General features: G+C 53.2%; 23 protein-coding genes. 17 read left to right on the forward strand and 6 right to left on the reverse strand.

Annotated elements, in window-relative coordinates:
- Positions 1 to 100: 100 nt before the first annotated feature.
- From rpmF to RKA07_RS06195, 15 genes are all read left to right on the forward strand, one after another.
- On the forward strand, positions 101 to 280 hold the full coding sequence (gene rpmF, locus RKA07_RS06125) for a 50S ribosomal protein L32 (protein WP_144776298.1): 180 nt from the start codon (positions 101 to 103) through the stop codon (positions 278 to 280).
- Between the two features lie 43 nt (positions 281 to 323).
- Positions 324 to 1,325, forward strand: coding sequence for a phosphate acyltransferase PlsX (gene plsX, locus RKA07_RS06130; RefSeq protein ID WP_200201040.1), 1,002 nt, complete (start codon positions 324 to 326; stop codon positions 1,323 to 1,325).
- 129 nt (positions 1,326 to 1,454) lie between these two features.
- Positions 1,455 to 2,393 carry an ACP S-malonyltransferase gene (gene fabD, locus RKA07_RS06135; RefSeq protein WP_200201039.1) on the forward strand — a complete coding sequence of 313 codons (939 nt, stop codon included), beginning with the start codon at positions 1,455 to 1,457 and terminating at the stop codon, positions 2,391 to 2,393.
- Positions 2,394 to 2,410: 17 nt separating this feature from the next.
- Positions 2,411 to 3,154 (forward strand): 3-oxoacyl-ACP reductase FabG, encoded by a 744-nt coding sequence (fabG, locus tag RKA07_RS06140; protein ID WP_200201038.1) that lies wholly within the window; start codon positions 2,411 to 2,413, stop codon positions 3,152 to 3,154.
- A 135-nt stretch (positions 3,155 to 3,289) separates the two neighbouring features.
- Positions 3,290 to 3,523 carry an acyl carrier protein gene (gene acpP / locus RKA07_RS06145; protein ID WP_012136033.1) on the forward strand — a complete coding sequence of 78 codons (234 nt, stop codon included), beginning with the start codon at positions 3,290 to 3,292 and terminating at the stop codon, positions 3,521 to 3,523.
- A gap of 139 nt (positions 3,524 to 3,662) precedes the next feature.
- Positions 3,663 to 4,910: a beta-ketoacyl-ACP synthase II gene (gene fabF / locus RKA07_RS06150; RefSeq protein ID WP_200201037.1), complete on the forward strand. Its 1,248-nt coding sequence runs from the start codon at positions 3,663 to 3,665 to the stop codon at positions 4,908 to 4,910.
- 7 nt (positions 4,911 to 4,917) lie between these two features.
- Entirely contained in the window at positions 4,918 to 5,748 is an 831-nt protein-coding gene (locus RKA07_RS06155; RefSeq protein WP_310965879.1) for an aminotransferase class IV, read from the forward strand.
- Positions 5,749 to 5,753: 5 nt separating this feature from the next.
- Positions 5,754 to 6,806 (forward strand): endolytic transglycosylase MltG, encoded by a 1,053-nt coding sequence (gene mltG / locus RKA07_RS06160; protein ID WP_227715078.1) that lies wholly within the window; start codon positions 5,754 to 5,756, stop codon positions 6,804 to 6,806.
- A complete protein-coding gene (gene tmk, locus RKA07_RS06165; protein WP_200201035.1) occupies positions 6,803 to 7,438 on the forward strand; it encodes a dTMP kinase in 636 nt (211 codons plus the stop codon). Before mltG ends, tmk begins: the two co-directional genes overlap by 4 nt.
- A 38-nt stretch (positions 7,439 to 7,476) precedes the next feature.
- On the forward strand, positions 7,477 to 8,256 hold the full coding sequence (locus tag RKA07_RS06170; protein ID WP_200201034.1) for an AraC family transcriptional regulator: 780 nt from the start codon (positions 7,477 to 7,479) through the stop codon (positions 8,254 to 8,256).
- Between the two features lie 303 nt (positions 8,257 to 8,559).
- Positions 8,560 to 10,053 carry a sodium/proline symporter PutP gene (gene putP, locus RKA07_RS06175; RefSeq protein WP_200369340.1) on the forward strand — a complete coding sequence of 498 codons (1,494 nt, stop codon included), beginning with the start codon at positions 8,560 to 8,562 and terminating at the stop codon, positions 10,051 to 10,053.
- A gap of 167 nt (positions 10,054 to 10,220) precedes the next feature.
- Complete coding sequence (locus RKA07_RS06180; RefSeq protein ID WP_200201032.1) at positions 10,221 to 11,228, forward strand: TAXI family TRAP transporter solute-binding subunit; 1,008 nt, start codon at positions 10,221 to 10,223, stop codon at positions 11,226 to 11,228.
- Positions 11,228 to 13,405, forward strand: a complete 2,178-nt coding sequence (locus RKA07_RS06185) for a TRAP transporter permease (protein ID WP_310965880.1) — start codon at positions 11,228 to 11,230, stop codon at positions 13,403 to 13,405. The genes RKA07_RS06180 and RKA07_RS06185 overlap by 1 nt, the downstream gene beginning before the upstream one ends.
- A complete protein-coding gene (locus RKA07_RS06190; RefSeq protein WP_310965881.1) occupies positions 13,402 to 14,148 on the forward strand; it encodes a sulfite exporter TauE/SafE family protein in 747 nt (248 codons plus the stop codon). Before RKA07_RS06185 ends, RKA07_RS06190 begins: the two co-directional genes overlap by 4 nt.
- Positions 14,149 to 14,176: 28 nt before the next feature.
- On the forward strand, positions 14,177 to 15,169 hold the full coding sequence (locus RKA07_RS06195; RefSeq protein ID WP_200201029.1) for a zinc-dependent alcohol dehydrogenase family protein: 993 nt from the start codon (positions 14,177 to 14,179) through the stop codon (positions 15,167 to 15,169).
- An 84-nt stretch (positions 15,170 to 15,253) separates the two neighbouring features.
- Here the strand turns inward: RKA07_RS06195 and RKA07_RS06200 are convergent, their stop codons facing one another.
- Positions 15,254 to 17,848 carry a bifunctional aconitate hydratase 2/2-methylisocitrate dehydratase gene (locus tag RKA07_RS06200; RefSeq protein WP_310966019.1) on the reverse strand — a complete coding sequence of 865 codons (2,595 nt, stop codon included), beginning with the start codon at positions 17,846 to 17,848 and terminating at the stop codon, positions 15,254 to 15,256.
- A gap of 193 nt (positions 17,849 to 18,041) precedes the next feature.
- On the opposite strand from RKA07_RS06200, the gene RKA07_RS06205 reads away from it, so the two are divergent.
- Positions 18,042 to 18,668 (forward strand): MiaE family protein, encoded by a 627-nt coding sequence (locus tag RKA07_RS06205; RefSeq protein ID WP_227714579.1) that lies wholly within the window; start codon positions 18,042 to 18,044, stop codon positions 18,666 to 18,668.
- Positions 18,669 to 18,671: 3 nt separating this feature from the next.
- Here the strand turns inward: RKA07_RS06205 and RKA07_RS06210 are convergent, their stop codons facing one another.
- Entirely contained in the window at positions 18,672 to 19,556 is an 885-nt protein-coding gene (locus tag RKA07_RS06210; RefSeq protein ID WP_310965883.1) for a LysR substrate-binding domain-containing protein, read from the reverse strand.
- 143 nt (positions 19,557 to 19,699) lie between these two features.
- Here RKA07_RS06210 and RKA07_RS06215 point away from each other — a divergent pair, with 143 nt between their 5' ends.
- Positions 19,700 to 20,470 (forward strand): ferredoxin--NADP reductase, encoded by a 771-nt coding sequence (locus RKA07_RS06215; protein ID WP_310965884.1) that lies wholly within the window; start codon positions 19,700 to 19,702, stop codon positions 20,468 to 20,470.
- Positions 20,471 to 20,613: 143 nt separating this feature from the next.
- Here RKA07_RS06215 and RKA07_RS06220 read toward each other — a convergent pair whose 3' ends face one another.
- The 4 genes from RKA07_RS06220 to RKA07_RS06235 are packed head-to-tail and all read right to left on the reverse strand — an operon-like array spanning position 20,614 to position 25,992.
- Entirely contained in the window at positions 20,614 to 22,035 is a 1,422-nt protein-coding gene (locus RKA07_RS06220; RefSeq protein WP_200369343.1) for an NAD-dependent succinate-semialdehyde dehydrogenase, read from the reverse strand.
- Between the two features lie 22 nt (positions 22,036 to 22,057).
- Positions 22,058 to 23,836, reverse strand: coding sequence for an acyl-CoA dehydrogenase family protein (locus RKA07_RS06225; RefSeq protein ID WP_310965885.1), 1,779 nt, complete (start codon positions 23,834 to 23,836; stop codon positions 22,058 to 22,060).
- Between the two features lie 11 nt (positions 23,837 to 23,847).
- Positions 23,848 to 24,597, reverse strand: a complete 750-nt coding sequence (phbB, locus tag RKA07_RS06230) for an acetoacetyl-CoA reductase (RefSeq protein ID WP_200369345.1) — start codon at positions 24,595 to 24,597, stop codon at positions 23,848 to 23,850.
- Between the two features lie 27 nt (positions 24,598 to 24,624).
- The gene (locus RKA07_RS06235; protein WP_310965886.1) at positions 24,625 to 25,992 is read right to left on the reverse strand and encodes a malonyl-CoA decarboxylase; all 1,368 of its coding nucleotides are present in this window, start codon (positions 25,990 to 25,992) and stop codon (positions 24,625 to 24,627) included.
- Positions 25,993 to 26,091: the final 99 nt, after the last annotated feature.

Raw genomic sequence — 26,091 nt, forward strand, 5'->3', positions numbered from 1 at the left:
GCGTGGGCAACCATATTGGGTGCCGGCGCAATTAAACGAACACACGTTATTCGTAACCCTATTCAAGTAAAGTTTACGTTAACAGGTCAGGAGTAGAACCATGGCTGTACAGAAGAACCGTAAGACTCGTTCCAAGCGTGGCATGCGTCGTGCCCACGATGCCCTGAGCCCTGCAGCTCTGAGCACTGATTCAACAACTGGTGAAGTTCATCGCCGTCACCACGTATCTCCAGACGGATTTTACCGTGGCAAGCAGGTAATCGAAGCTAACGACGAGTAATCTCGTTGTATAGCCGCGCAAACCTCAATCGAGTGGGCAAGCGGTGAATCCGGTTACCATAGCGGTTGACGCCATGAGTGGCGATCGAGGTCCGGCAGTTGTAGTTGCTGCGGCCCTCGAAGCGGTGTGTGAAAACAAAGCCTTGAGTTTCATCCTGGTGGGAATCCGGAGTGAACTTGAGGCTTTGTTGCGTGAGGGGCACCCACGAATCCGTATTGTCGAAGCTGCAGACATTGTGCGCATGAATGAGCGCCCATCCCATGCGTTGCGGCACAAGAAAAACTCGTCCATGGCTATTGCTCTCAGGCTGGTACGTGATGGCGAAGCTCAGGGGTGTGTCAGTGCAGGTAATACCGGTGCCTTGATGGCATTTGGTCGCTCCATTATACGTATGTATCCGGGTATTGAGCGTCCTGCTATAACCAAGCTTATCCCTTCGCTACGGGGGCGCTGTCACGTTCTCGATCTTGGCGCCAACGTAGATTCCAGCGCAGAGAATCTTTATCAATACGCCCTGATGGGCTCGCTTATGGCGTCGGCAATCTGCAGTCAGGGTGAGCCGCGGGTGGCACTGCTGAATGTTGGCGAGGAAGAGATAAAAGGTAACGAGCAGGTTCGCCTTGCCTCTCACATGCTCGCCCAATGTGACTCCATTAACTACATTGGCTACGTGGAAGGCAGTGATCTGTTTCGCGATGTTGCGGATGTAGTGGTATGTGATGGGTTTGTGGGTAATATTGCGCTGAAAACCGGCGAAGGTGTGGCCGGGTTGCTCATAGAGCTTATGGAGCAGGCCTTTACTCGCACTCTTTACGGCCGCTTTGTAGGTCTTCTTGCGCGTCCTATCATCGGCAGGCTTCTTCGGCTGATGGATCCCTCCCGGCACAACGGCGCCAGCCTTCTTGGTCTTCAGGGCGTGGTTATAAAGAGCCACGGCAACGCCAATGAGCGCGCTATGCTTGCGGCCATTCGCCAGGCCGTCCTTGAGGTCGAGCTCGAGGTGCCCAGGCGCATCAATGAGCGCCTGGATGATTTGATGCTTTGATTGGTCAGGGCCTTTTGGCTCCCTGATGCAGAGCTTGCTTGAAATCATTTGGTTTGTTCGCGCAAAATCCAGCCAACTTGTACTATTGGCTAATCTCCTGAAACTCCCAATGACGATAAGATCCCGCTTATGAAATCAGCCTTTATATTCCCCGGACAGGGTTCCCAGTCGGTTGGCATGTTATCCATCGCCGCCGAATCTTGGCCCATGATCAACAAAACCTTTGCAGAAGCCTCCAATGTGCTTGGCTACGACCTGTGGCACCTTTGCCAGAAGGGCCCTGCAGAAGAGCTCAACCAGACCATGATTACCCAGCCAGCACTGCTGACTGCAAGCGTCGCACTATGGCGTGAGTGGTTTGTTGCCGGTGGGCCGCGACCCGATTTTCTGGCGGGGCATAGTCTGGGTGAGTACAGTGCGCTTGTGGCTGCTGAAAGCCTCGATTTTGTCGAAGCTGTGAAACTGGTGCGCCTGCGTGGTGAACTCATGCAAGAGGCTGTTCCTGCCGGTGAAGGCAAAATGGCTGCTATTCTTGGTTTGGAAGATGCCGAAGTTGTTGCAGCCTGTGAAGAGGCAGCTAATGGCGATGTAGTGGCGGCAGTTAATTTTAACGCACCTGGGCAGGTTGTTATCGCCGGCTCAGTTGCAGCTGTTGATCGGGCCATTGAAGCTTGTAAAGCCAGGGGCGCGCGCAAGGCTATGCCATTGCCGGTCAGTGTCCCTTCGCACTGTGCATTGATGAAGGGCGCGGCTGAAGAGTTGGGGCAGGCTCTGGATGAAGTTCGTTTTAGTGATGCTGTCATCCCGGTTATACAGAATGTTAACGCAGCAGCGGTTACAGATTCAGCTACACTAAAGGCAAATCTGTTGAAGCAGTTGTATTCTCCGGTATTGTGGACAGATTCAGTCCGCACGCTGGTGGGGAATGACGTTAAGGTTGCCTTGGAGTGCGGCACTGGCAAAGTGCTTGCCGGGCTAGCCAAGCGAATTGACCGGGGGCTTGCCGTATACGGCATCGAAGACCCCGAGGCTTTGTCTGCTGCGCTTGCGGCATTTGAACCGTCTTGATGTAAAGGGAGTTGTGCATGTCTCTGGAAGGTAAAACAGCACTGGTAACCGGTGCTACTCGCGGAATTGGAAAAGCTATCGCCCTGGCGCTCGCAAAGCAGGGTGCTGAGGTTGTAGGCACAGCCACAACCGCAGAGGGAGCTGCAACCATTACCGAAAACCTTCAGGCGGCTGGTGCAAGCGGCTATGGCATAGTGATGGACGTAGCAGATGCCGAAAGCATTGAAGTTGGCCTTAAAGAGATAGCCAGTAAATCTTCGGTACCCCTTATTTTGGTTAATAATGCTGGTATAACCCGTGATAACCTGCTGATGCGGTTAAAAGATGATGATTGGGCGGCAGTGCTCGAAACTAACCTCTCAAGCGTGTTCCGCACCACCAAAGCTGTACTGCGAGGCATGGCAAAGGCACGTTGGGGGCGCGTTATCAACGTGAGTTCAGTGGTTGCCAGTATGGGTAACGCAGGGCAGTCTAATTATTGTGCAGCAAAAGCGGGTGTTGAGGGTTTTACCCGCAGCCTGGCGAAGGAAATGTCGAATCGTGGTATCACAGCTAATTGCGTGGCGCCGGGATTTATTGACACAGATATGACAAAAAAACTGGACGACAAGCAACGTGAGGCTATGCTGGAAATCATACCCGCGGGTCGTTTGGGGGAGCCGGAAGAGGTGGCAGCGCTTGTTGCTTTCCTGGCATCGGATGTTGCCGGTTACGTGACTGGGGAAACCATTCATGTAAACGGTGGAATGTACATGGGATAAGCTCCAGTTTTGGAGCTCGTGCGCAACTCATTGTCGCGCAACATGTTTAACCGGATCCCTGCTTGTTTGCAGGTAGGGTTTACACTAAACTGGCAGCACTTGAGTTGCTTGGTAGATACACAAAGTGAGGACATTATGAGTACAGTTGAAGAGCGCGTTAAGAAGATCGTTTGTGAACAGTTGGGCGTTAAAGAGTCCGAAGTTCAGAACTCATCTTCTTTTGTAGAGGATCTTGGCGCTGACTCACTGGACACCGTTGAGCTGGTGATGGCACTGGAAGAGGAATTTGAAACTGAAATTCCTGATGAAGAAGCCGAGAAGCTGGCCAGTGTTCAGGACGCGATCGACTACATCGTCGCGCATACCTGATACTCTGAATTTTAGTTAGCCAGGCTAAAAGCCGTCCTTGTTATTCTGTGAAGGACGGCTTTTTTATTGCCTGAAAATGACCCGGGGTTCGGGTTCATTCAGTAACACTGACCCATGAAATGATCAGGTGAACGCAGTTATGAGTAAACGACGGGTTGTTATCACTGGCATGGGAATGTTGTCTCCGCTAGGAAACGATGTAGCGACTTCCTGGGAGGCTATTCTGGCCGGGCGCAGCGGAATCGGCTTAATCGACCGTTTTGATGCGTCCGGGTATGGCACCCGTATTGGTGGTGCAATCAAAAATCTGGATCTGGAGTCGTATCTTTCGACAAAAGATGCCAGAAAGCTGGATGCGTTTATTCACTACGGTCTGATTGCAGCTCAGCAAGCTGTCGATGACAGCGGGCTTGCAGATTATGAAGCCTTGGATCGGGACCGGGTTGGTATTGCTATCGGTTCAGGCATCGGCGGGCTTGAGTATATCGAAAAGAACGTGCTGACTATGGAGAAGTCTGGCCCCCGCAAGGTGTCGCCGTTCTTTGTTCCTGCGTCGGTAATCAACATGATCTCTGGCAATGCCGCCATTCGCTTCGGGTACCGAGGCCCGAATATTGCCATTGTGACCGCCTGTACTACCGGCACCCATAACATTGGATACGCTGCTCGCACCATTGCCTACGGCGATGCCGATGTCATGCTTGCAGGTGGTTCTGAAATGGCAACAACGCGCACAGGCGTTGCAGCCTTCTCGTCAGCTCGCGCACTTTCAACCCGCAATGACGAGCCGGAAAAGGCGAGTCGCCCCTGGGATCGGGATCGTGACGGGTTCGTGCTGAGTGACGGTGCCGGGGTTCTGGTAATGGAAGAGCTTGAGCATGCCAAAAACCGCGGCGCGACGATTTACGGCGAGCTGGTGGGTTTTGGCATGAGCGACGATGCCCACCACATAACAGCGCCACCAGAAGATGGTGAGGGCGCAGCCCGGTCAATGAGCAATGCGTTACGAGACGCAGGCCTGAAGCCGGAAGATGTCGACTACATAAATGCCCACGGGACTTCAACGCAGGTGGGCGATGTAGCAGAAATTGCAGCAGCCAAGCGTGTGTTTGGTGTGCACGTTAGCCGACTGGCAATGAGCAGTACAAAATCCATGACGGGGCATTTGCTCGGTGCGGCAGGCGCTGTTGAGGCTATCTTTTCGTTGCTTGCTATACGTGATGGCGTGCTGCCGCCGACAATTAATCTGGATAACCCGGATGAAGGTTGCGACCTGGACTTGGTGCCTAACACTTGCCGCAAGTCTGATGTTCGCGTGGTTTTGTCCAACTCGTTTGGCTTTGGTGGAACCAATGGCACTCTGATTATGCGCCGCTACGAAGGCTAAGCGGCCCATGTTCAATCTGTTCTGGGCGGATGAAAGCGGGTTCCCCGCGGGTGACCGCGGTGCTTTATACGGTGATGGCCTGTTTGAGACCATAAGGATGCATGGTGACCGGGGGGTGCTTTTATCTCGCCACCTCGATCGAATGGTCCGTGATGCAGGTCGGCTGGGTATTCCCATTGCGCTTACGGATCTTCGCAAAGTCTGTACCGCAGCCACTGGTCGCTACCTGGATCGCTTCAGCAAAAAAGACAACGATAGGGGCTGGGTACTCAAGCTGACCCTTACCAGGGGGGAAGGTGGCCGCGGGTACCAGCCAGGCTCCGGAATTCGGCCTAACCTTATGGTGTCTGCTGGCCCAATGCCTGCGCTGCCGGCAAGCTCAGGCGTTATCGCTGACTTTTCCCGGATACCGCTTACCGTTAACCCCCTGCTTACTGGCATCAAATCCCTGAACCGTCTTGAGCAGGTTATGGCTGCCAGAGAAATTGAGGGGGAGGTGTATGAAGTTATTATGGCTGACAGTGCCGGTAATCTGGTTGAGGGTACTCGTACCAACTTGCTACTTAAGGTGGCTGATGGCTGGGTAACCCCACCATTAAAAAGCCTTGCCGTAGCCGGTATCATGCGACAGTGGATGCTGGAGCGATTGCGTGCGCGGGGAGAGACCGTCTTTGAGCGCTCGGTGAGCATTGCAGATGTTATGGGCTCTCACTGTCAGGGGCTCTTCTTTCTGAACAGCGTTGTAGGAGCAGTTCCGGTACGCAGGCTTGCAGGCCAGGATTTGCCTGTAGATGACGGAGTTGCGACAATCTTTAATCCTCTCGAATTGTTGGAATAATTCATTTGCTCAAGAAACTTTTAATTGCAGGAATTTGCGCTGCCGTGCTCGTGGCTGCAGGCACAGGATTGTGGGTCTGGCAGGGGCTGGGATCCTTATCCAAACCCGTTGCTATGGAAGAGCCGATGCTGTTTGATGTTCCGGCTGGCACAGCATTCAGTGATGTTGCCAGGCAGTTAAAGTCTCGCGGGTTGGTCGAAGATAGCCTGTGGGTAAGAGTGTTCGGCCGGCTGTATCCGGATAAGGCCAGAATCAAAGCCGGAGAATATGAGTTTGTCAGCGGCATGAGCGCTACAGCCATGCTCGAAAAAATGGTTGCGGGTGATACCAAACATTGGTCTGTTCAATTTATTGAAGGCTGGACGTTCCAGGACATGCGTGCGGCTTTGGCAGCTACGGATCGTCTTAAGAAACTCACATCCGAGTGGTCAGATGCGCAGATTATGGAAGCCGTTGGTGCAGAGGGTGAGCACCCTGAAGGACGGTTTTTCCCGGACACATACCTGTTTACAAGTAGTGAATCGGATCTTGACCTGCTCAAGCGTTCGTATCGGCGCATGGAGGCCGTTCTTGCGGAGGAATGGGAAGGCAGGGCGGAAGGCCTGCCATACGATAGCGCTTATGAAGCTCTGATTATGGCCTCAATTGTAGAGCGGGAGACCGGCGCGCCCCATGAACGGGATCAGGTGGCGGGTGTGTTCGTTCGCCGCCTGCAGAAAGGCATGCGATTACAGACGGATCCTACCGTCATTTATGGTATGGGCGACAAGTACAAGGGCCGTATTGGAAGCCGGGATCTACGCACTCACACGCCCTACAACACATATCGTATCAATGGATTACCGCCAACACCTATTGCTTTACCAGGTCGTGAGGCCATACATGCATCCCTGCACCCAGGCTCCGGCACGGCTCTGTATTTTGTGGCTCGTGGCGATGGTACCCACAAGTTTTCCAATACACTGGCGGAACACCAGAAGGCAGTTCGCGCGTTTCAGCTCAATCGTCGATCGGATTACCGGTCTTCACCTGCTCCTGACAAGGATGAGAAAGAATGACTGTTCGTGGCCGGTTTATTACCTTCGAGGGAACCGAGGGAGTGGGCAAGTCTACCCAGATTGCCAACGCTGCTGAAACCCTGAAAGAACTTGGCATTGATTGTGTTGTGACCCGTGAGCCGGGCGGAACGCCCATGGCTGAGTCGATTCGTGAGTTGTTGTTGGCGCCGCGGGATGAGTCTGTAAACGAGCTCACTGAACTGTTGTTGATGTTCGCAGCCCGTGCACAACACTTGCACACGCTTATTCTTCCAGCTCTTGAGCGGGGGCAGTGGGTCCTTTGTGATCGCTTTACCGATGCAACTTTTGCCTACCAGGGCGGAGGACGAGGTGTTCCAAGCGAACGGATTGCCTTGTTGGAAAACCTGGTGCAGGGGGATGTGCGCCCGGATCAGGTGGTTCTATTGGATGCGCCCGTTGAAACCGGTATGACCCGCGCGAGGAAGCGGGGGCAGTTGGACCGTTTTGAACAGGAGGCTGTGGCCTTTTTCCAGCGTATTCGTGATACCTACCTGGCTCGCGCCAAAGCTGCGCCATCTCGCTACAGTGTTGTGAACGCGGCAGACTCATTAGAGCAGGTTAGTGCCCATATCCGCGAACTTATGTGCAAGTTCCAATCAGATCTGCTTTAATTGAGTCACATTCTCACTTGAAGGTTCCGGTCGCGTCTATGTTGGATGCCCGTCTACTCAAACTGCCGATAGCATCTCACCAGCATCGCCATGAGCATCACCAGATAGTGATAGGTGTTCAGGGTGAGGCAGACTTGAGTGTTGACGGTACCGGATCTCATCTGGACACCTGGAAGGCATGCCTCGTTCCGACGGAGGCCAGGCACGACTACTGCGGTGATCATCAGAATCATGTGATGGTCATCAATCTCGATCCCTCAACCCCTGCTATTTCCACGCCGAACCATGCGGACTATGAGCGCATGGTTCGTGTGTTCGAAAAACCCCGCACCATTCACATGGATAGCCGTTTGCAGGGATTGGTTCAGTTTGCGGCCGGCGAGTTTGATCGGTCACCCGGAAATCAGGCAATGCATGGCCATCTCGCGGCCAGTATTCTCTATTGTATGGCTGACAGAGTGGTAGATCAGAGGGTGGGTCCGTCGCACCGCCACAGTCTGAGCCCGGATGCCATGCACCGTTATGTTCGGGCAAACCTGCACAGGAAAATAAGGGTGCAGGATCTGGCCAGTGAGGCCTGCTTGAGTGTGAGCCGGTTTCATGAGGTATTTCGAGAGGTGGTGGGAACTACGCCTCACCAGTTCTTGTTGGAGGCCCGCCTGGATCAAGCCATCAAACTGCTGGCTTCGACACCCCTTTCCGTCTCTGAAATCAGCTACCGGGTTGGCTTCTCGTCCCAGAGTGCATTGACCAATGCACTGCGCAAACATAAGGGAACCACCCCTACAAAACTGCAAGTTCGTGATAACGTTGCCTGATTTAATCTGAAATGACCGCATTCCCGTAGAATTCCACAAAATTATCGTAGGATTTTGTAAGCCGATAATACGTAGTAATACTAGGCTGGTTGCGTCAAATCACATCCTGACGATCTGTTGCTTGGTTTGGTCGCTAATTGGCAATACTTAACTATAGTTAAGCCTGAGTATGCGATTCGGTGTTTCGCTCAGATTCGTAAGGCATACCAGTAAACAAGAAGAACGACACAGTTGGCAGGCGCTCGCGCCAGAGCTGTGCTTTGCGAGCGGATATAGTCCGACTCATTAAACCGGAGGAATTCCATGGCTATTGGTGTTTGGATTAGTCTATTTGCTTATTTTGCAGTGATGATTGGCATTGGCCTTTTTGCGATGCGCACATCCACTTCTTCATCAGAAGATTACATGCTGGGTGGCAGGGGACTCAGCCCAAAGGTAGCGGCGTTATCGGCTGGTGCCTCCGATATGAGCGGATGGTTGCTTCTGGGTCTCCCCGGTGCGATGTACGTATCGGGTCTTGCTTCGGCATGGATTGGCGTTGGTCTGTTTGTAGGTGCGTTTCTTAACTGGGTTATTGTTGCTCCCAGGTTGCGTTCACAAACGGTCTCTTACGGCAACGCGCTTACCATTCCGGCTTTTCTGGCCAATCGTTTTCCCACGCAGGCATTGCCACTAAGAACCGTTGCGGCGATTGTTATTGTTGTGTTTTTCTCGGTTTACACAGCCTCAGGCCTGGTAGCAGGTGGCAAGCTGTTTGAAAGTGCATTTGCCGGAATTTTCAATTTTGGCGGCATGGGTGATTACGGTGTGGGTATCGTCATAACGCTGGGTGTTGTACTTGCTTATACAGTGGTTGGCGGGTTCCTGGCTGTGAGCATGACCGACTTTGTTCAGGGTTGCATCATGATGGTTGCGCTGGTTCTCATGCCAGCGGTGGTTCTGTTTGGCGAAGGCGGTGGCGGCTTTGCCCAGGCGACAGCCACGCTGAATGAGGTAGACCCAACCCTGCTGTCCTGGACAGAAGGGCTGACCTTTGTAGGATGGCTTTCGGCGGTAACCTGGGGCTTGGGCTATTTTGGCCAGCCGCACATCATTGTTCGCTTTATGGCAATCCGTTCCGTGAAAGAAGTGCCGACTGCTCGAAATATCGGTATGTCCTGGATGGCTATTTCCCTGATAGGAGCGATTGGCCTTGGTATTTTCGGTCGTGCCTACGCAGTGCGTAATGGCATGCAAATTGATGATCCGGAAACCATCTTCATCATTCTCGCAGACTTGCTGTTCCACCCGCTAATTACGGGCTTCCTGTATGCAGCTTTGTTGGCCGCAGTAATGAGCACCATCTCCAGCCAGCTTTTGGTAGCGTCTTCGTCACTGACTGAGGACTTTTATCGCTTGTTCCTGCGCAAAGAGGCTGGTGACCGCGAGTGCGTAAACGTAGGCCGGGTATGTGTAGTGCTTGTAGGCCTTGTGGCTGCAGTTATTGCTTCTGATCCCAACTCAAACGTTCTGAGCCTGGTTGGTAACGCATGGGCGGGCTTCGGTTCGGCGTTTGGGCCTCTGATCATTCTTGCGCTTGTCTGGCCTCGCACTAATGGTGCTGGCGCACTGGCCGGTATGATTGCCGGTGCGGGTACGGCAATGATCTGGGTATCTCTGGGCTACAACTCAGAGTTCATGGGTGGCCCGGGCGTCTACGAAATCATGCCTGGTTTCGCAGCCTCCCTCATTGCTATCGTAGTAGTGAGTCTCGCTACCTCCGACGCCAATGAGTATCAGGCAGAACAGCACAGCTAACACCTCTTGGGTGAGGCATTATAAGTACGCAAAAAGGGGCCCCGCCGGGGCCCTTTTTTATTGTCTGTTTGCCTCTGCGAACTGGTAGATTCAAGAGTGGGAAGCTATCTTTACTCAGTGATATTTCTCGGATGAAGCAAAAATAATGATAAAACAGGAGTCGTTCCATGAGTAAGAACAGGGTTTTGAGATATGCCTCGGGGCTGCTGGCGGCGGCCGTAGTGTCTGTTTCAAGTGGTGTACAGGCTGAAGGCAACTATGTGATGGGCACAGCCACGACGGGAGGAACTTACTATCCCGTGGGTGTTGCGATTTCCACACTGATCAAAGTGAAGCTTGAACCCAAGACTAACATATCGGTTTCTGCCATAAGTTCAGCTGGTTCCGCTGAGAACTTGAAGCTTATGGATGAGAACCAGATCCAGTTTGGCATTCTTCAGGGGCTATACGGAGCTTATGCCTGGAACGGTACAGGGCCGGTTAACAAGCCTTATAAAGATCTGCGTTCAGTATCAATGCTATGGCAGAACGTGGAGCACTTTGTAGTAACCAAGGGCATCGCCAAAACCGGCACAATCGAAGATATGAAAAACCTGTATGGAGAAAGCTTCTCCATAGGCGCGAGAAACTCGGGAACCGAAGGTTCTGGTCGCTTTATTCTGGGCAAGGTTGGCATTGATCTGGAAAAAGTAAACCTCGCATACCAAGGCTATGGGCCCAGTGCAGATGCCCTGCAGAATGGCAATATCGATGGCATGAATATACCGGCGGGTGTGCCAGCGGCGGCGGTAACAAGAGCCTATGCCAATATGGGTGACAAAATTACCACCCTTAACTTTACGCCAGATCAGGTTGCCAGGGTCAACAGTGACTTTGAGCTGTGGACACCTTATACCATCCCTGCGGGGACCTATCCCAAGCAGGCTAAGGATATCAATACCATTGCCCAGCCTAATATCCTGGCAGTTCGTGATGATGTCTCCGAGCAGGATGTCTATGAGATTACGAAAACTATCTACGAAAATCTGCCATTCCTGAATAACATCCATCAGGCAACGAAAGCTATGGCGCTCGAGAAGGCCATTGCAGGCCTGCCAATGCCACTTCATCCCGGTGCTGCCCGTTTCTATAAAGAGCAGGGTTTGACCATTCCTGAACGCTTGCTCGCTCAGTAATGGTGACTGGCAAAACAGAAGGCGAAACCGTCATTGTGGTTCGCGATGAAAGTGTTAGCGAGGCGAGTGAGCGAGTAGATCACTGGTTGCTTGGGCCAGTGATTTTCTGGCTCGCCATCGCCACGGCGCTGATTCATCTGTATTTCAATACGGTTTCGACCCTTTCTGAGCTGTGGAGTTCTGCTCTTCACTTCGGCCTTTTCGGGTTGATCTGCACTTTGACCACGCCTATGTTCAAAGCCCGAACAGTTGGCGGCAAGAGGCTGGCACTTGGAGGCGATATTCTGCTGGGGCTTACTGCGCTGGTCTGTGCTTTCTACCTGATTTTCTTTGAAGACGATCTGTACCAACGGGGATTCAATTTCTCTACCGGCGACTGGGTTTTCTCAGTCGTGTCGGTGGCATTGATACTTGAGTTGGCGCGGCGCACGGTTGGCTGGTTTATTCCCGTGCTGTGTATTGTTGCTCTGACCTACGTAGCTTGGTGGGGCCAATATGTTGATGGCATCTTTAATTTCCCCGGGCTTTCCTGGGAGACTGTTCTGTATCGCTCATATATCGGCGGCCAGGGAATGCTGGGTTCCATCGCCCGGATTTCATGGACCTACGTATTCATGTTCATTTTGTTCGGTGCCTTTCTGGTGAAATCCGGGGCAGGGGACTTTATTATCGAATTGGCCCGCTGTGCGGCAGGGCGTTTCGTGGGTGGTCCTGGGTTTGTGGCAGTATTCGCCTCTGGTCTCATGGGCTCAGTCTCAGGATCCAGTGTTGCCAATACGGTTTCTACAGGCGTCATTACCATCCCCTTGATGCGCAAAGCCGGCTTTCCCGCGCGTTTTGCTGCTGGTGTTGAAGCAGCCGCTTCAACCGGTGGGCAACTGATGCCGCCTGTGATGGGTGCAGGTGCTTTTATCATGGCTTCCTACACCCAGGTTTCCTATCTCACCATCATTGCAGTTGCTGCACTCCCGGCGCTTCTTTATTTTATCTCGGTGGCCATGTTTGTGCGTATCGAGGCCAAGCGCAGCCATGCTGACAAACTGGAAGATGCTGCTGCGCCTGCGCTAAAGGAGGTCTTGAAAGGTGGCTGGCATTTTCTTTTGCCACTGGTCGTTCTAGTGGCTGCGCTGGTTTACGGCTTTACGCCAACTTATGCTGCAGGTATAGCGATATTGTCGGTTATCGTCGCCTCCTTGCTGTCGAAGAGTCCCATGGGATTAAGGGATATTCTCGATGCGTTGGCGATGGGTACACGGAACATCACTACCACTGCAATTCTCCTGATTACAGTCGGCCTCATTGTGATGGTCGTTTCAACCACCGGCATCGGCAATACGTTTTCGTTGATGATTACCAATTGGGCAGGCGGGAGCCTGTTGATAACTATACTTCTGGTGGCGCTGGCCTCGCTGATACTGGGGATGGGGTTACCCGTAACGGCAGCGTACATTGTTCTTGCCACGCTCTCGGCACCGGCAATATACAGCCTGATCGCTCAAAGTCAGCTGCTGGAGTTGATGGTAAGCGGAAACCTTCCTGAACAGGCTAAAGCAATCTTCATGCTTGCCGCACCAGATAAGCTGCCTTTGCTGGATGGGCCTATGGATGTCACGACTGCGAAACAGATGCTCGCACTGGTGCCGGATACCTTCAGTAGCCAACTCCTTGAGCAGGCTTTATCGCCGGAAACACTTTCCATGCTGCTGGTGGCTGCGCACATGGTCATCTTCTGGCTTTCCCAGGATTCCAACGTTACACCTCCGGTTTGCCTTACAGCTTTTGCTGCTGCTGCTATTGCCGGAACGCCACAGATGCGCACCGGGTTTACTGCCTGGAAGCTGGCAAAGGGGCTTTACATTGTGCCGCTTCTGTTTGCCTACTCACCACTGATTACCGGCGATTTTACCGAGATGATCCAGGTATTCTGTTTTGCCTTGTTCGGCATCTACGCCATTATTGCCGGTCTCGAAGGCTTCTTGGAGCACAAGCTTAATCTGCTGGTTCGCGCGTTGATGTTTCCGCTTGGTGCCTTGATGCTTTGGCCTCATGGGCAGTTACTGATCGATGGAGCAGGGCTAATCATATTTATCTCGGTTCTGGTGTGGAGCAGTCGTTATGGAAAACGACTCAGCGGCAATCACTCGGGCAATAACGAAGGAAGTGCGAACGCTGCATGAGCATCACAGACGTTATTGCATTACTGGCACTAGGCGGTATTGCCGGGTTCATCAATGTGCTTTCGGCAGGCGGGTCAATGCTTACGTTGCCGTTGCTGATGTTTCTTGGGCTTCCTCCTCAGGTTGCAAATGGTACCAACCGGGTAGCAATCGTTCTGCAAAGCACAACCGCTGTGGCAGGCTTTCGCCGCATGGGTCACGGTAATCTCCGTGTTAGCTTGCACCTTGCAGTACCGGCGGTTCTTGGATCTCTACTGGGTGCCTGGGTAGCAACATGGGTGCCAGACGTGATATTCGAATGGGTGCTGATTCTTGCCATGATTTTCGCTTCGGCATTCATGCTGTTGCCTCAACCCCGGCTGGAAACCAACCCGCTGACTGTAAACAGGCTTGGCCCTGTGATTTACATGGCTATGTTTCTGATTGGTGTATATGGCGGCTTTATTCAGGTGGGTGTAGGGGCTCTGTTTATAGTGGTTTTATATCGGTTGCTGCGCATTGATCTACGCCAGGTCAATGTTTTCAAGGTGTCTATTATTCTGCTTTACACGGTTCCCGCATTGATGATTTTCGCCTTTAACGGGCAAGTACGCTGGAGTATGGGGTTGGTTCTGGGACTAGGCAATATTACTGGGGCATTTGTAGCCGTTAAGGTGAATCTGAGCAATGAGGGCGCTAAATGGGTGAAGTGGATTACCCTTGTGATGGCAGCGGCGATTCTGATCCGGTTGATTGTTTACTGATCACACTCTGGCGGTAGGAGATAGAGCAATGAAGGCGATGGTTATCGAGCAGTTTGGCGGCCCCGAGGTGTTTGTCGAACGGGAAGTGGAGGCGCCTGAACCGTCGGCTGGGCAGGTTCGAATCAAGGTGGTGGCTTCCAGTATTAACCCTATTGAAACCAAAATACGCTCAGGGTTTGTAAAGGCCGGGCCTGAGATGCCGGCAATCCTGAACGGTGATGTGTCTGGTGTTATAGACAAAATTGGCCCGGGAGTGTCCTCTTTTGCTGTGGGTGATGAGGTATTTGGGTGCGCAGGTGGAACTAAGGGCTGGCCTGGCGCACTCGCAGACTTCATGGTGGCCGATGCCCGGTTGCTCGCAAAGCGCACGCCAGCTATGAAATTGCCTCTGGCTGAGTGTGCTGCAGTACCGCTAGTGTTTTTGACCGCTTGGGCAGCCCTTGTTGAACGAGCGCAAATCCAGGCTGGCGAGCATGTGCTGATTCATGCTGGCACGGGTGGGGTGGGGCATGTTGCCATTCAGATCGCCAAGCACTTTGGGGCGCGAGTGGCTACAACTGTATCTACCCCGGAAAAAGCTGCGTTGGCAAAGAAGCTGGGTGCTGACGACATTATTCTTTACCGTGAAGAGTCTGTAGAGGGTTACAAGCAGCGGTTGACTCAGGGGCGGGGTTTCAGCCTGGTCTTCGATACTGTGGGTAGAGAGAACGTGGATCGGGCAATCGAGGCAACTGCAATTTCGGGGCGTCTCTGTTCCATTAATACTCGCTCCACCCATGATCTAAGCCTGATGCATGCCAAAGGCCTGACGCTACATGTGATTTTTCGTTCTATTCCCTTGCTGCATGGAATTGGAATGGATGATCAGCCGCGTCTTGTTTCCGCCATGAGCGATATGTTGGAACAGGGAGCGCTACAGCCGCTGCTCGACAAGGAGCGGTACTCGTTTACCAATGTGGGTGATGCCCATCGTCGTCTTGAATCCGGGCTCGCCATAGGCAAGATACTCCTGCTGCGATAACCCGCGTTACTTTTCAGCATCCACAAAAAAAACGCCAACCCGAGGGTTGGCGTTTTCGTAGATCTAAACCTTGAAGCTTAATGCTTAAGCGACAGTCGCTTCTGCAGCCTTCTTGGTGTAGTTCTCCATCTGATCAAAGTTCAGATACTTGTAGATCTCTGCAGACATGCTGTCCAGATCCTTGGCGTATTCCATGTACTCCTCAGGAGTTGGAAGTTTACCCAGAATCGCGCCCACAGCCGCCAGTTCCGCAGAGGTCAGGTACACGTTGGCACCATCACCCAAACGGTTCGGGAAGTTACGGGTAGAGGTAGACAGAACGGTAGACTTGGGAGCTACACGCGCCTGGTTGCCCATGCACAGGGAGCAGCCCGGCATCTCGGTGCGAACACCGGCGGTACCGTAGATGTTGAAGTAACCTTCTTCCATCAACTGCGCCTGATCCATCTTGGTAGGTGGAGACATCCACAGACGGGTGTTCAGACCGCCTTTGTGTTGCTCAAGCAGTTTACCAGCGGCACGGAAGTGGCCGATGTTGGTCATGCAAGAACCGATGAACACTTCGTCTACCTTGTCGCCGGCCACTTCGGACAGGAACCTGGCATCGTCAGGATCGTTCGGGCAGCAAACGATTGGCTCTTTGATGTCAGCCAGATCGATTTCAACGACGTGAGCGTACTCAGCGTCTTTGTCAGCACGCATCAGCTTAGGATCAGCCAGCCATGCTTCCATCTGCTGGGCACGACGCTCCAGAGTACGGGCATCGCCGTAACCTTCAGCAATCATCCAGCGCAGCATGGTGATGTTAGAGCGCAGGTACTCAGCAACAGACTCTTCAGACAGGTTGATAGTACAACCAGCAGCAGAGCGCTCAGCAGAAGCGTCAGACAGTTCGAAGGCTTGCTCTACCGTCAGGTGCTCAAGACCTTCGATTTCCAGGATACGACCAGAGAATTCGTTGATCTTGCCTTTCTTCTCAACAGTCAGCATGCCTTGCTTGATGCCGTACAGCGGAATAGCGTGTACCAGATCGCGCAGGGTGATACCTGGCTGCATTTGGCCTTTGAAGCGAACCAGAACAGACTCAGGCATGTCCAGTGGCATAACACCGGTAGCCGCAGCAAACGCAACCAGACCAGAACCGGCCGGGAAGGAGATGCCCATCGGGAAACGGGTGTGAGAGTCACCACCAGTACCAACAGTGTCAGGCAGCAGCATGCGGTTCAACCAGGAATGGATGATACCGTCGCCTGGGCGCAGGGATACACCACCGCGGTTGCGGATAAAGTCTGGCATGGTGTGCTGCATTTCAACGTCAACCGGCTTTGGGTAAGCCGCAGTGTGACAGAAAGACTGCATAACCAGATCAGCCTGGAAGCCCAGGCAAGCCAAATCCTTCAGTTCGTCACGGGTCATAGGACCAGTGGTGTCCTGAGATCCCACAGTAGTCATGTGAGGCTCACAGTAGGTGCCAGGGCGAACGCCTTGGCCTTCTTCCAGTCCGCACGCCTTACCAACCATCTTCTGACCCAGGGTGAAGCCCTTGGTGCCAGCAGCAGGATCGTTAGGCAGACGGAACAGATCAGTCGCGCCCAGACCCAGAGCAGTACGTGCCTTGGCAGTCAAACCACGGCCGATGATCAGCGGGATACGGCCGCCAGCCTGAACTTCGTCCAGAATAACGTCAGACTTGAACTTGAACTCGGAGATGGTCTCGCCAGCTTCGTTCAGGATCTTGCCTTCGTATGGGCGGATTTCGATAACGTCGCCCATGTTCATGTTGTCTACGGGTGCTTCGAATACCAAAGCGCCGGCATCTTCCATGGTGTTGAAGAAGATCGGGGCAACCTTGTTACCGATACATACACCGCCAGCGCGCTTGTTGGGAACGCCCGGGATGTCGTCACCGAAGAACCAAAGTACAGAGTTGGTGGCAGACTTACGTGAGGAACCGGTACCAACCACGTCGCCAACAAATGCAACAGGGAAACCTTTGGCCTTGATTTCGTCAATCTGGCTCATTGGGCCAGTTACGCCAGGCTCTTCCGGCTTCAGGCCATCGCGTTCCATTTTATAGGCAGCGCGGGCATGCAGCGGGATGTCAGGGCGTGACCATGCATCCGGTGCAGGAGACAGGTCGTCAGTGTTGGTTTCGCCGGTAACCTTGAAAACCACCATCTTGGTGCTTTCAGGAACCTTGTCTTTCTTGGTGAACCACTCAGCGTTGGCCCAGGACTCAACAACAGACTTGGCCACGGGATTGCCTGCATCCATTTTGTCTTTAACGTCGTTGAATGCGTCAAACATCAGCAGAGTGTGCTTCAGCTGTTCGCCAGCCAGTTCGGCCAGATCGCTGTCGTCGAGCAGGTCTACCAGAGTTTCAATGTTGTAGCCGCCTTGCATCATGCCCAGCAGTTGAACGGCTTTGGGCTTGTCCAGCAGGGGAGATTCGGCGTCGCCTTTAACAATGGCGGTCAGGAACGCAGCTTTTACGTATGCGGCTTCATCTACGCCCGGTGGAATGCGGTTTTCCAGCAGGTCAACCAGGGTTTCTTCTTCGCCTGCGGGCGGATTTTTCAGCAACTCAACCAGAGCCGCTGTCTGTTCAGCGTTCAGTGGCTTGGGGGGAATATTCAGAGCCGCACGTTCTGCAACGTGTTCACGGTAGGCTTCTAACACGATTTGAACCCTCATCAGTTGGTATGTCCCGCGCCTTTAGCACACGCCTGGCGGGAGTTTTATGGCGGATGGACTTTAAGTTGGCGCTGTATTCTATAGGAAAGCACCTATAAAGTTAAGCTGGCCAGAGGTCGGAGAACACTGATAGCTGCGCTATAATCGCCCACCCTTTGAATTGATGCTGTTGCTTACCATGACCCAGAAAACTGATTCCATAACCAAAGCCCTGCAGGATATTCACGATTTTCTGCCCTGTGTTACACCCAAACAGTGGATTGATAACGCATTAGCCAATCAGGACCTGATGCTGATTGATCACGCCCATTGCGAGAAAAAGGCCGCATCAACGGCGCTAAGCCTTATGTATCGCTATGTGGACAACAGCGACTTACTCAACAAAATGTCCCGACTGGCCAGAGAAGAGTTGCGTCATTTCGAACAGGTTCTGGCCATTATTGATAAACGCAGCATCGCATACTGCCACCTTACTCCTGCGCGCTATGCCGCCGGTCTGCGTAAAGAGGTGCGCACGGATGATCCGGGGCGGCTGGTGGATGTGATGATTGTGGGCGCTATCATCGAAGCCCGCTCATGCGAGCGCTTTGCGGCACTGGTACCGTTTCTTGATGATGAGCTTGCAGATTTTTATGGCAGCTTGCTCAAGTCAGAAGCGCGCCACTACAGGGATTACCTGGCACTTGCCGTGCAGGCCAATAAGGGCCCCGTTGATGAGCGGCTTGCGGATTTCATCGCGATTGAAAAGCAACTCATACTCGAGCCGGATACAGAGTTTCGGTTCCACAGTGGGCCCATAGCCTGAAAATCAGGTCAGCGCGCGGCACAACTTGATCCAGGCATCGATACCGGCGCTGCGGTACTTCTGTTTGTGCAGGATGAAGTAGAACTGTCGTTCAAAGCTTCGGTGCTCGGGTGTTTTCAAGGGCACCAGGCTACCGCGCCTGAAGGCATCTTCCAGAACCACCTCCGACAGGCAACCTATGCCCAGGTCGGCCTCCACAGCACGCTTGATCGCTTCTGTGTGCTCCAGTTCGAGCAGCACGTTCATATCTGGCAACAGGCCATGCATTCCACGCTCAAAACTCTGCCGGGTCCCGGAGCCTTGTTCTCTCATGATCCAGGTAGCGCCTCTAAGATCGTCGTCGGTCAGCGCCTCTTTTTTGGCGAGCGGGTGGGTTGGTGAGCAGAACACAACCAGTTGGTCTCCGCGCCAGGGCAAAACTTCAAGCTCAGAAGATTGCAACTCGCCTTCAATGAGGCCGATGTCCAGTTCGAAATCCTTGACCCTGCGCACGATCGTGCTGGTGTTGGCTACTTCCAGCGCAACCCGGGGCCGGGTAGGGGTATTCATGTATTGGGCCATAACGCCAACGGCCAGATAGTTACCTATAGTTAAGGTGGCTCCAACTTTAAGAGCGCCTATTTCAGAGTTTTTGCTGAAAGCTTGTTCCAGCTCTGTTGCCTGAGCGAGAACAGCTTCTACTTTTGGTCGATAGAGTCGCCCGAGCTCATTCAGTTGCAGGCGTTTGCCAACGCGGTCGAACAGCTGGATGTCGAACTGGCTTTCCAGCTCCTTGAGCGCACTGCTGGCAGCAGATTGAGACATCGCCAGCGATTCCGCGGCCCGGGTAATGTTCTGAAAGTGTGCAGCAGCCAGGAAGACTTCAAGTTGCCTGAAACTGTATTTCATAACAAAGCGCTCTAAATCGATGTAACCGAATAGGGTTATGGGAATATCCCATTTCATCGATAGGTTAATGGTGGGTTAGGCTTTAGGCAATTCCTATTTTTACATTCTCCGCCGATAGCGAATCAAACGGGTAAGGGGCTTTAATGAGTAACCTGATAAAAGAAACAGTAACCAGTGTACATCACTGGAACGACACCCTGTTTAGCTTCAAAACCAGTCGCGATCCCGGGTTTCGTTTCAAGAACGGCCATTTTGTGATGATTGGTCTGGAGTCTGAAGGCAAGCCTTTAATGCGCGCCTACAGCATTGCCAGTGCGAACTATGAAGAGGAGCTGGAGTTCTTCTCAATCAAGGTTCAGGACGGCCCGTTGACATCCCGCCTGCAGAAAATTCAGGTGGGTGATGAGATTCTCGTTAGCCGTAAGCCTACGGGAACCCTGGTCCTTGACAATCTGTTACCGGGAAAAAATCTCTGGCTGATCAGCACAGGTACCGGGCTTGCGCCATTCATGAGCATCATCAAAGATCCTGAGATTTACGAAGCGTTTGACAAGGTAATCCTGACCCACGGCGTGAGATATGTGTCAGAGCTTGCATATCAGCAGGAAATTGAAGCGCTTCCGGAAAACGAGTTCTTTGGTGAGATGGTTAAAGGTAAGCTGGAATACTACCCAACGGTTACCCGTGAGCCTTTCCGCAATGAGGGCAGGCTTACCCGTGCTATGCAGAGCGGCAAGATAACCAGTGAGTTTGGCTTGTCCGAGCTGAACCTTGAAGATGATCGGTTCATGATTTGTGGAAGTCCAAGCATGCTTAAGGACACCTGCTCCATTCTTGATGAAATGGGTTTCAAGGAAGCTCGGGGTGGCGATTTAGGTCACTACGTGATTGAACGGGCATTTGTGGAGAAATAAGACAGCAGTGCGTTAGCAGAATGCCAGAAAGCGGCAAACGCTTTGTGGCATCAGTGTGCAAGCAGGACGGGAGTGCTATTTCCATCCTGCTTGTTTTCAAAATGCCCTCCGTCATGTTGGGTGCTCAAGATTGAAGCGGTTAATCAGATCGCGACCCCCCCCAGCTTTGTTTCCAGATATTCTTCAATGCCCTCTTGGGCACCCTCCCGGCCAAGACCGCTATTTTTCATGCCGCCAAAGGGGGCCGCTGCGCTGGTTGGGTTGATGTCATTAATGCCAATAATGCCGAAATCCAGAGCCTCAAATGCGCGCATAGCTGTCGCCATGTTGTTGCTGTAGATGTAAGCCGCCAATCCAAACTCGGTGTCGTTGGCCATAGCAATCACATCATCTTCTGAGCGATAGGTGATAACAGGAGCGACCGGGCCAAAGGTCTCTTCCCGGTAGATTTTCATTGCCGGGGTTACGCCGGAGAGTACGGTTGGCGCGTAGAAGTAACCGTTTGAGAGGCCATTTTCTGTCAAGCGTTGCCCCCCGGTTTCTACCTTTGCTCCCTGAGCAACTGCGTCTTGAACCTGGCTATCGACTTTTTGGAGGGCCTGTTCATTGATTAACGGGCCGACGCCAATGCCTTCTGACATGCCATTACCGGCTATCAGACGATTTGCCCGACTGGTCAGCTCTGCAATAAAAGGTTTCAGGTGGTCTTCGTGCACAAATATCCGGTTAGGGCTAATGCAGGCCTGGCCGGTATTAAGGAATTTTACCAGAGACAGCCCTTTGGCAGCGTGAACGGGATCGGCATCGGGGAATACAATGGCAGGCGCATGGCCGCCAAGTTCCATAGACACTCGCTTCATGTTTGCTGCTGCCAGCCCGTTCAGCTTTTTGCCAACCGGGGTGGAGCCTGTGAAGGTCAGTTTGCGGACTCTTGGGTCTGTGCAAAAAGCATCGCCTACCCGAGATGGGTCCTGCACGGTGAGCATATTGACAACACCGGGCGGAAAGCCTGCTTCGGCGAAAATCTCCATCATGGCCTTGGCGCACAAAGGGGTGCTTTCAGCAGGTTTCAGGATTACGGTGCAGCCGGCCGCTAACGCAGGTGCAAGCTTGCGGGTAATCATGGAAATAGGGTAGTTCCAGGGCGTAATTGCACCAACTACACCGACTGGAGACTTCTGAACAAGAAAGCGCTGGTTTTCGCGGGCAGAAGGTATGCTTTGCCCGTATATGCGCTTGGCTTCTTCAGCAAACCACAGCAGGAAGTCTGCGCCGTACTGTACTTCATTGAGTGATGCTTTCAGGGGTTTTCCCTGTTCGCGAGTCATCAGTTCAGCCAGTTCACGCTTCTGCCGGATCATCAGTTCCCAAGCCCGGTAAAGTAGCTGGGAACGGTAATAAGCGGTGGTTTTCTTCCATTCCTTAAAGGCACAATCTGCGGCCGCGATGGCCGTCTCGATGTCCTGGTCCGTGCAGTTGGGCACATGCCCGATGATCTCGCCCGTTGCCGGGTTCGCCACCGAGAGCTCAGGGCGCCCGGTTAACCATTCTCCGTTGATGTACATGAGGCTTTGGCTCCTGACTGAATTAAAACTCTGTCTCCGGCAGCGCCATAATGGCGTCGTCGCCGGATCGTATCGCGCTCAGGTGCGCTGAACAGCGCGGCAAAATATAATCAATGAAAAAGTTGGTTGTCGCCAACTTGTTGGCCGCAAATGTACCTTGTTCAGCATGATCGTTGGCTGCGGCAGTGGCAGCTTTTAACATCAACCAACCTGCGGTCACTGTGGAGCTCAGCATAAGGTAGTCGAAGGCAACGGCACCAGTAAACTGGTCATCATCACTCCGCTCCAGCACCACTCTGGTCGCATCTTCAAGGCAGGCCAGTGCTTGGTCAAATTTAGCCTGGCGCGCGGCTGTCAGCACATAATTGCTTTGCAGAGGGCCAGTGAGAGGGCGCATGTCGTCAATCAACTCAGCCATAGCCCGGCCCTGATCACGAACTGTTTTCCGGCCAATCAGGTCCAGTGCCTGAATGCCATTGGTACCTTCATAAATCGGCAGAATGCGGGCATCACGATAGTGCTGTGCAGCGCCTGTCTCTTCGATAAATCCCATGCCGCCATAGCACTGGATGCCCAGAGAGGTTACTTCCTGGGCGATTTCTGTGCACCAACCCTTCACCAGTGGGGTGAGCAGGTCAACTCGACGCTTATAACGAGCCCTGATGTCATCTGGCAGGTTCTCCGCATTGGCGTAATCGACGGCCACACAGCCGGTGTAGGCGAGTCCGCGCGCTGCTTCGGTCAAGGTTCTCATGATCATCAGCATTCGGCGCACGTCCGGGTGCTTGATGATAGGTGACACACCTTGTTCGCCCGGCGCCGTACCCTGAGTGCGCTCCAGGGTATAGTCCCGCGCTTGCTGATAAGCGCGCTCGGAAATGGACACGCCTTGCAAACCAACGGTCAGGCGGGCGTTATTCATCATTGTGAACATGCAGGCCAAACCACGATTTTCCTCGCCCACCAAATAACCGATGGCGCCTTCATTGTCGCCAAAACTCATTACGCAGGTGGGGCTGGCGTGGATGCCGAGTTTGTGTTCCAGCGAGACCGCCTGGCAGTCGTTTCTTTCGCCGGGCTCTCCGGAAGCATTCGGGAGATATTTGGGTACGGCAAACAGTGAGATGCCTTTCACCCCTGGAGGGGCATCAGGCAGGCGAGCAAGCACAAGGTGGATTATGTTCTCCGCCATGTCGTGCTCACCCCAAGTGATGAAAATCTTTTGACCTTTTATCCGGTAAACATCGCCATCCGGACGGGCCTGAGTCCGAATGCCCGATAAATCCGAGCCAGACTGGGGTTCGGTAAGGTTCATGGTTCCGGTCCATTGCCCGGAAATCATTTTCGGCAGCATCTGTTGTTTCAGCAGATCGCTGGCATTCTCTGAAAGCGCTTCAACCGCGCCCTGAGACAACAACGGACAGAGCCCCCACGCCATGTTTGCGGCGTGCCACATTTCCTGCACAGGAATGGCCAGCGAGAAAGGCAAGCCTTGGCCACCAAACTCCGGGTCAAACTGCAGGCTGGCCCAACCACTCTCGGCATACTGCTGGTACGCTTCACGGAAGCCGTCAGGCGTGACCACATTGTGGTTCGAATCCAGGCGCACACCGGTTTGGTCTCCGGTGACGTTGGTTGGCGCGATGACGGAACCGGCAAAACGCGCGGCTTCTTCAAGAATGGCTGCAACGACATCCTCGGAGGCGTCTTCATAACCGCAGGCTTTGGCCATTTCTGAAAACCCTGCGACGTTCTGCAGGGTGAACGCCATCTCGCGGGTGGGTGCTCTGAACGCTGTCATGGTGTGCTCCCTTAGCTCATGTACTGGCCGCCGTTGACCGACATGTTGGTGCCGGTCACGAAGCTTGCTTCATCAGCTGTCAGATAAGCGACGGCCCTTGCGATGTCTTCAGGCTTGCCAAGGTGGCCAACAGGAATTCCCGCAACAATGTTGTTCAGCACTTTTTCAGGCACCTGGCGAACCATCGGGGTATCGATATAGCCAGGGGAAACCGAGTTGGCTGTTACACCCTTTCTGGCGCCTTCCTGGGCAATCGACTTGGTAAATCCGTAAATGCCTGCTTTGGTGGCGGCATAGTTGCTCTGGCCAAACTGGCCTTTCTCACCGTTCAGAGACGAAATGTTGACGATACGTCCAAAGCCGCGCTCGCACATGTTTTCGAACACTTGCTGGCACATGTTGAACATGGAGGTCAGGTTCACATTGATGACCTGATTCCACTGCTCTGGCTGCATTCTCTTTAGAGGCGCGTCGTTAGTGATACCGGCGTTGTTGACCAGAATGTCGATGGGGCCCAGATCCTGCTCGACAGCAGCGACGAATGCTTTACAGCCTTCAAAGTCAGTTACATCCAGCGGGTAAATAGCCACATCAACACCGTCTTCACGCAGGCTGGCCTGCCAGTCTTTTGCCTTTGCCGTGAACTCTTCACCGGGTAGGTGAGTGCCCACCACTTTGCGGCCCTGAGCTGCTAGCGCTTTACACATGGCGGTACCCAGACCACCGGCGGCTCCGGTAACAACTGCGATACGATTAGTCATGGTGTTCTCCTTACGTTTACGGGTGGTTTATCTCAAAAGTTTCTTGATATTCGATGACTGGGAAATGATTCCCTGTGAGGTGTACTGATTGCTGCGTTGTACGATTTTCGGGAGCTCATACAGATAGTTCACCATCAATCCGGCTGACTGCTTCAGACCTTTATCCGAGGTGTCAGCCATCCAGTTGAGCCGCGCGAGCTGGGCGCCATTGCTCAGATGAAAGTTCGCTACGGGATCGTTTGCACGTGATGTGCCGGGCTTGGTCGAGCTCAGATAGGCAGCAGCAAGTTTCATGATGGCTTCTTGTTGGGTGCCGGTGGTGTCCTCCTTGCTTGCCAGCACTGGATCACGTGGCGGCGGCGTGCTGAGCCACTGCTCACCGCCAGGTAGCTGCATGAGCTGGTCGGCTGGAGTGTTTTCAAGCCAGCGGCGGAAACCGGGAATAGGTGACAAAGTGGCGAACTGCTTAAGCTGAGGGAACTCGACCTGTAGCTTGCTGACCACTTGCTTGATCAGGAAGTTACCGAAGCTGATGCCCGCCAAGCCTTGTTGGGCGTTGGAAATTGAGTAGAAAATGGCAGTGTCGGCTTTGTCGATGTCCTCAGTTGGCGCGTGCTCGTCCAGAAGCCTTTGAACGTTGTCGGCAAGACCATTCACCAAAGCCACCTCTACAAAAATCAGTGGTTCGTCTGGCATATTGGGATGAATAAAGGCGAAACAGCGGCGATCGAAATCCAGTCGGTTTTTGAGGTCGCTCCAGCTCTTGATGGCGTGTACAGCTTCATATGCGATTAGCTTTTCGAGCATTGCGCCGCTGGAGTTCCAGCTGATCTCTTCCAGTTGGAGCAAGCCGATGTCGAACCAGGTGGCCAGCAAATCGCGTAGATCCGTTTCCAGTGGCCTCAGTTGCGGATAATCTTTGCGCAGCCTGAGCAGCTCCTCCCGCATATCTACCAGGAATTTGACGCCGGAAGGTACCCCATTGAATTGCTTCAGAAGCGCCGTTCGGCTTGGTATCAGAGCCTTGCGTAAGGATTGCGCGGCTTCTGTTTTTTCGTTGGGCTTGGCGTTGTGCCATTGATCGATAGCACTCTCTACGGTCATCTCGTTAACGCCGTAATGCTCTGCAAGCAAACCCAGAAAGCGAGTTCTTCCTGTTGTGGTCAGTTTCAGATAGGCGCGGCCCAACAAGGCTGCCCGTTTGCGAGCTTCTACCTGACCGCCATTCTCGGAGAGGCAGTCGTCTATCCACTCCTTAACGATAGCAATATCAGCTTCCGGGAGGTCTTCCGCAATGCTCAGGATGTCTGAGCCACGACGGCCTACGGATTCCAGTCCGCCTGAAACCAGCTTCTTGAAGGCCCTTTCAAAAATGCTTACGGGTTGCCTCTGCATAACCTCGACTCCCTTGGTACAAAGCGGTGTTGTCTTTATTGAAGAGGGAAGGCTACCAGAGCATTTTGAAAAAACCAAGTAAAAGTACTTGGTTTGGTG

Source organism: Marinobacter xiaoshiensis, from assembly GCF_031631795.1.
In the GTDB taxonomy this organism is placed as follows: domain Bacteria; phylum Pseudomonadota; class Gammaproteobacteria; order Pseudomonadales; family Oleiphilaceae; genus Marinobacter; species Marinobacter xiaoshiensis.

What these genes read in the sequence shown, in the direction of transcription:
- acpP (WP_012136033.1), top strand. Translation starts at nt 3,290, where the DNA reads ATGAGTACAGTTGAAGAGCGCGTTAAGAAGATCGTTTGTGAACAGTTG.
- RKA07_RS06195 (WP_200201029.1), top strand. Translation starts at nt 14,177, where the DNA reads ATGAAGGCGATGGTTATCGAGCAGTTTGGCGGCCCCGAGGTGTTTGTC.
- RKA07_RS06155 (WP_310965879.1), top strand. Translation starts at nt 4,918, where the DNA reads ATGTTCAATCTGTTCTGGGCGGATGAAAGCGGGTTCCCCGCGGGTGAC.
- RKA07_RS06190 (WP_310965881.1), top strand. Translation starts at nt 13,402, where the DNA reads ATGAGCATCACAGACGTTATTGCATTACTGGCACTAGGCGGTATTGCC.
- fabD (WP_200201039.1), top strand. Translation starts at nt 1,455, where the DNA reads ATGAAATCAGCCTTTATATTCCCCGGACAGGGTTCCCAGTCGGTTGGC.
- phbB (WP_200369345.1), bottom strand. Translation starts at nt 24,597, where the DNA reads ATGACTAATCGTATCGCAGTTGTTACCGGAGCCGCCGGTGGTCTGGGT.
- RKA07_RS06185 (WP_310965880.1), top strand. Translation starts at nt 11,228, where the DNA reads ATGGTGACTGGCAAAACAGAAGGCGAAACCGTCATTGTGGTTCGCGAT.
- RKA07_RS06225 (WP_310965885.1), bottom strand. Translation starts at nt 23,836, where the DNA reads ATGACAGCGTTCAGAGCACCCACCCGCGAGATGGCGTTCACCCTGCAG.
- RKA07_RS06220 (WP_200369343.1), bottom strand. Translation starts at nt 22,035, where the DNA reads ATGTACATCAACGGAGAATGGTTAACCGGGCGCCCTGAGCTCTCGGTG.
- rpmF (WP_144776298.1), top strand. Translation starts at nt 101, where the DNA reads ATGGCTGTACAGAAGAACCGTAAGACTCGTTCCAAGCGTGGCATGCGT.
- RKA07_RS06215 (WP_310965884.1), top strand. Translation starts at nt 19,700, where the DNA reads ATGAGTAACCTGATAAAAGAAACAGTAACCAGTGTACATCACTGGAAC.
- RKA07_RS06205 (WP_227714579.1), top strand. Translation starts at nt 18,042, where the DNA reads ATGACCCAGAAAACTGATTCCATAACCAAAGCCCTGCAGGATATTCAC.
- RKA07_RS06170 (WP_200201034.1), top strand. Translation starts at nt 7,477, where the DNA reads ATGTTGGATGCCCGTCTACTCAAACTGCCGATAGCATCTCACCAGCAT.
- putP (WP_200369340.1), top strand. Translation starts at nt 8,560, where the DNA reads ATGGCTATTGGTGTTTGGATTAGTCTATTTGCTTATTTTGCAGTGATG.
- tmk (WP_200201035.1), top strand. Translation starts at nt 6,803, where the DNA reads ATGACTGTTCGTGGCCGGTTTATTACCTTCGAGGGAACCGAGGGAGTG.
- RKA07_RS06180 (WP_200201032.1), top strand. Translation starts at nt 10,221, where the DNA reads ATGAGTAAGAACAGGGTTTTGAGATATGCCTCGGGGCTGCTGGCGGCG.
- RKA07_RS06235 (WP_310965886.1), bottom strand. Translation starts at nt 25,992, where the DNA reads ATGCAGAGGCAACCCGTAAGCATTTTTGAAAGGGCCTTCAAGAAGCTG.
- RKA07_RS06210 (WP_310965883.1), bottom strand. Translation starts at nt 19,556, where the DNA reads ATGAAATACAGTTTCAGGCAACTTGAAGTCTTCCTGGCTGCTGCACAC.
- fabF (WP_200201037.1), top strand. Translation starts at nt 3,663, where the DNA reads ATGAGTAAACGACGGGTTGTTATCACTGGCATGGGAATGTTGTCTCCG.
- fabG (WP_200201038.1), top strand. Translation starts at nt 2,411, where the DNA reads ATGTCTCTGGAAGGTAAAACAGCACTGGTAACCGGTGCTACTCGCGGA.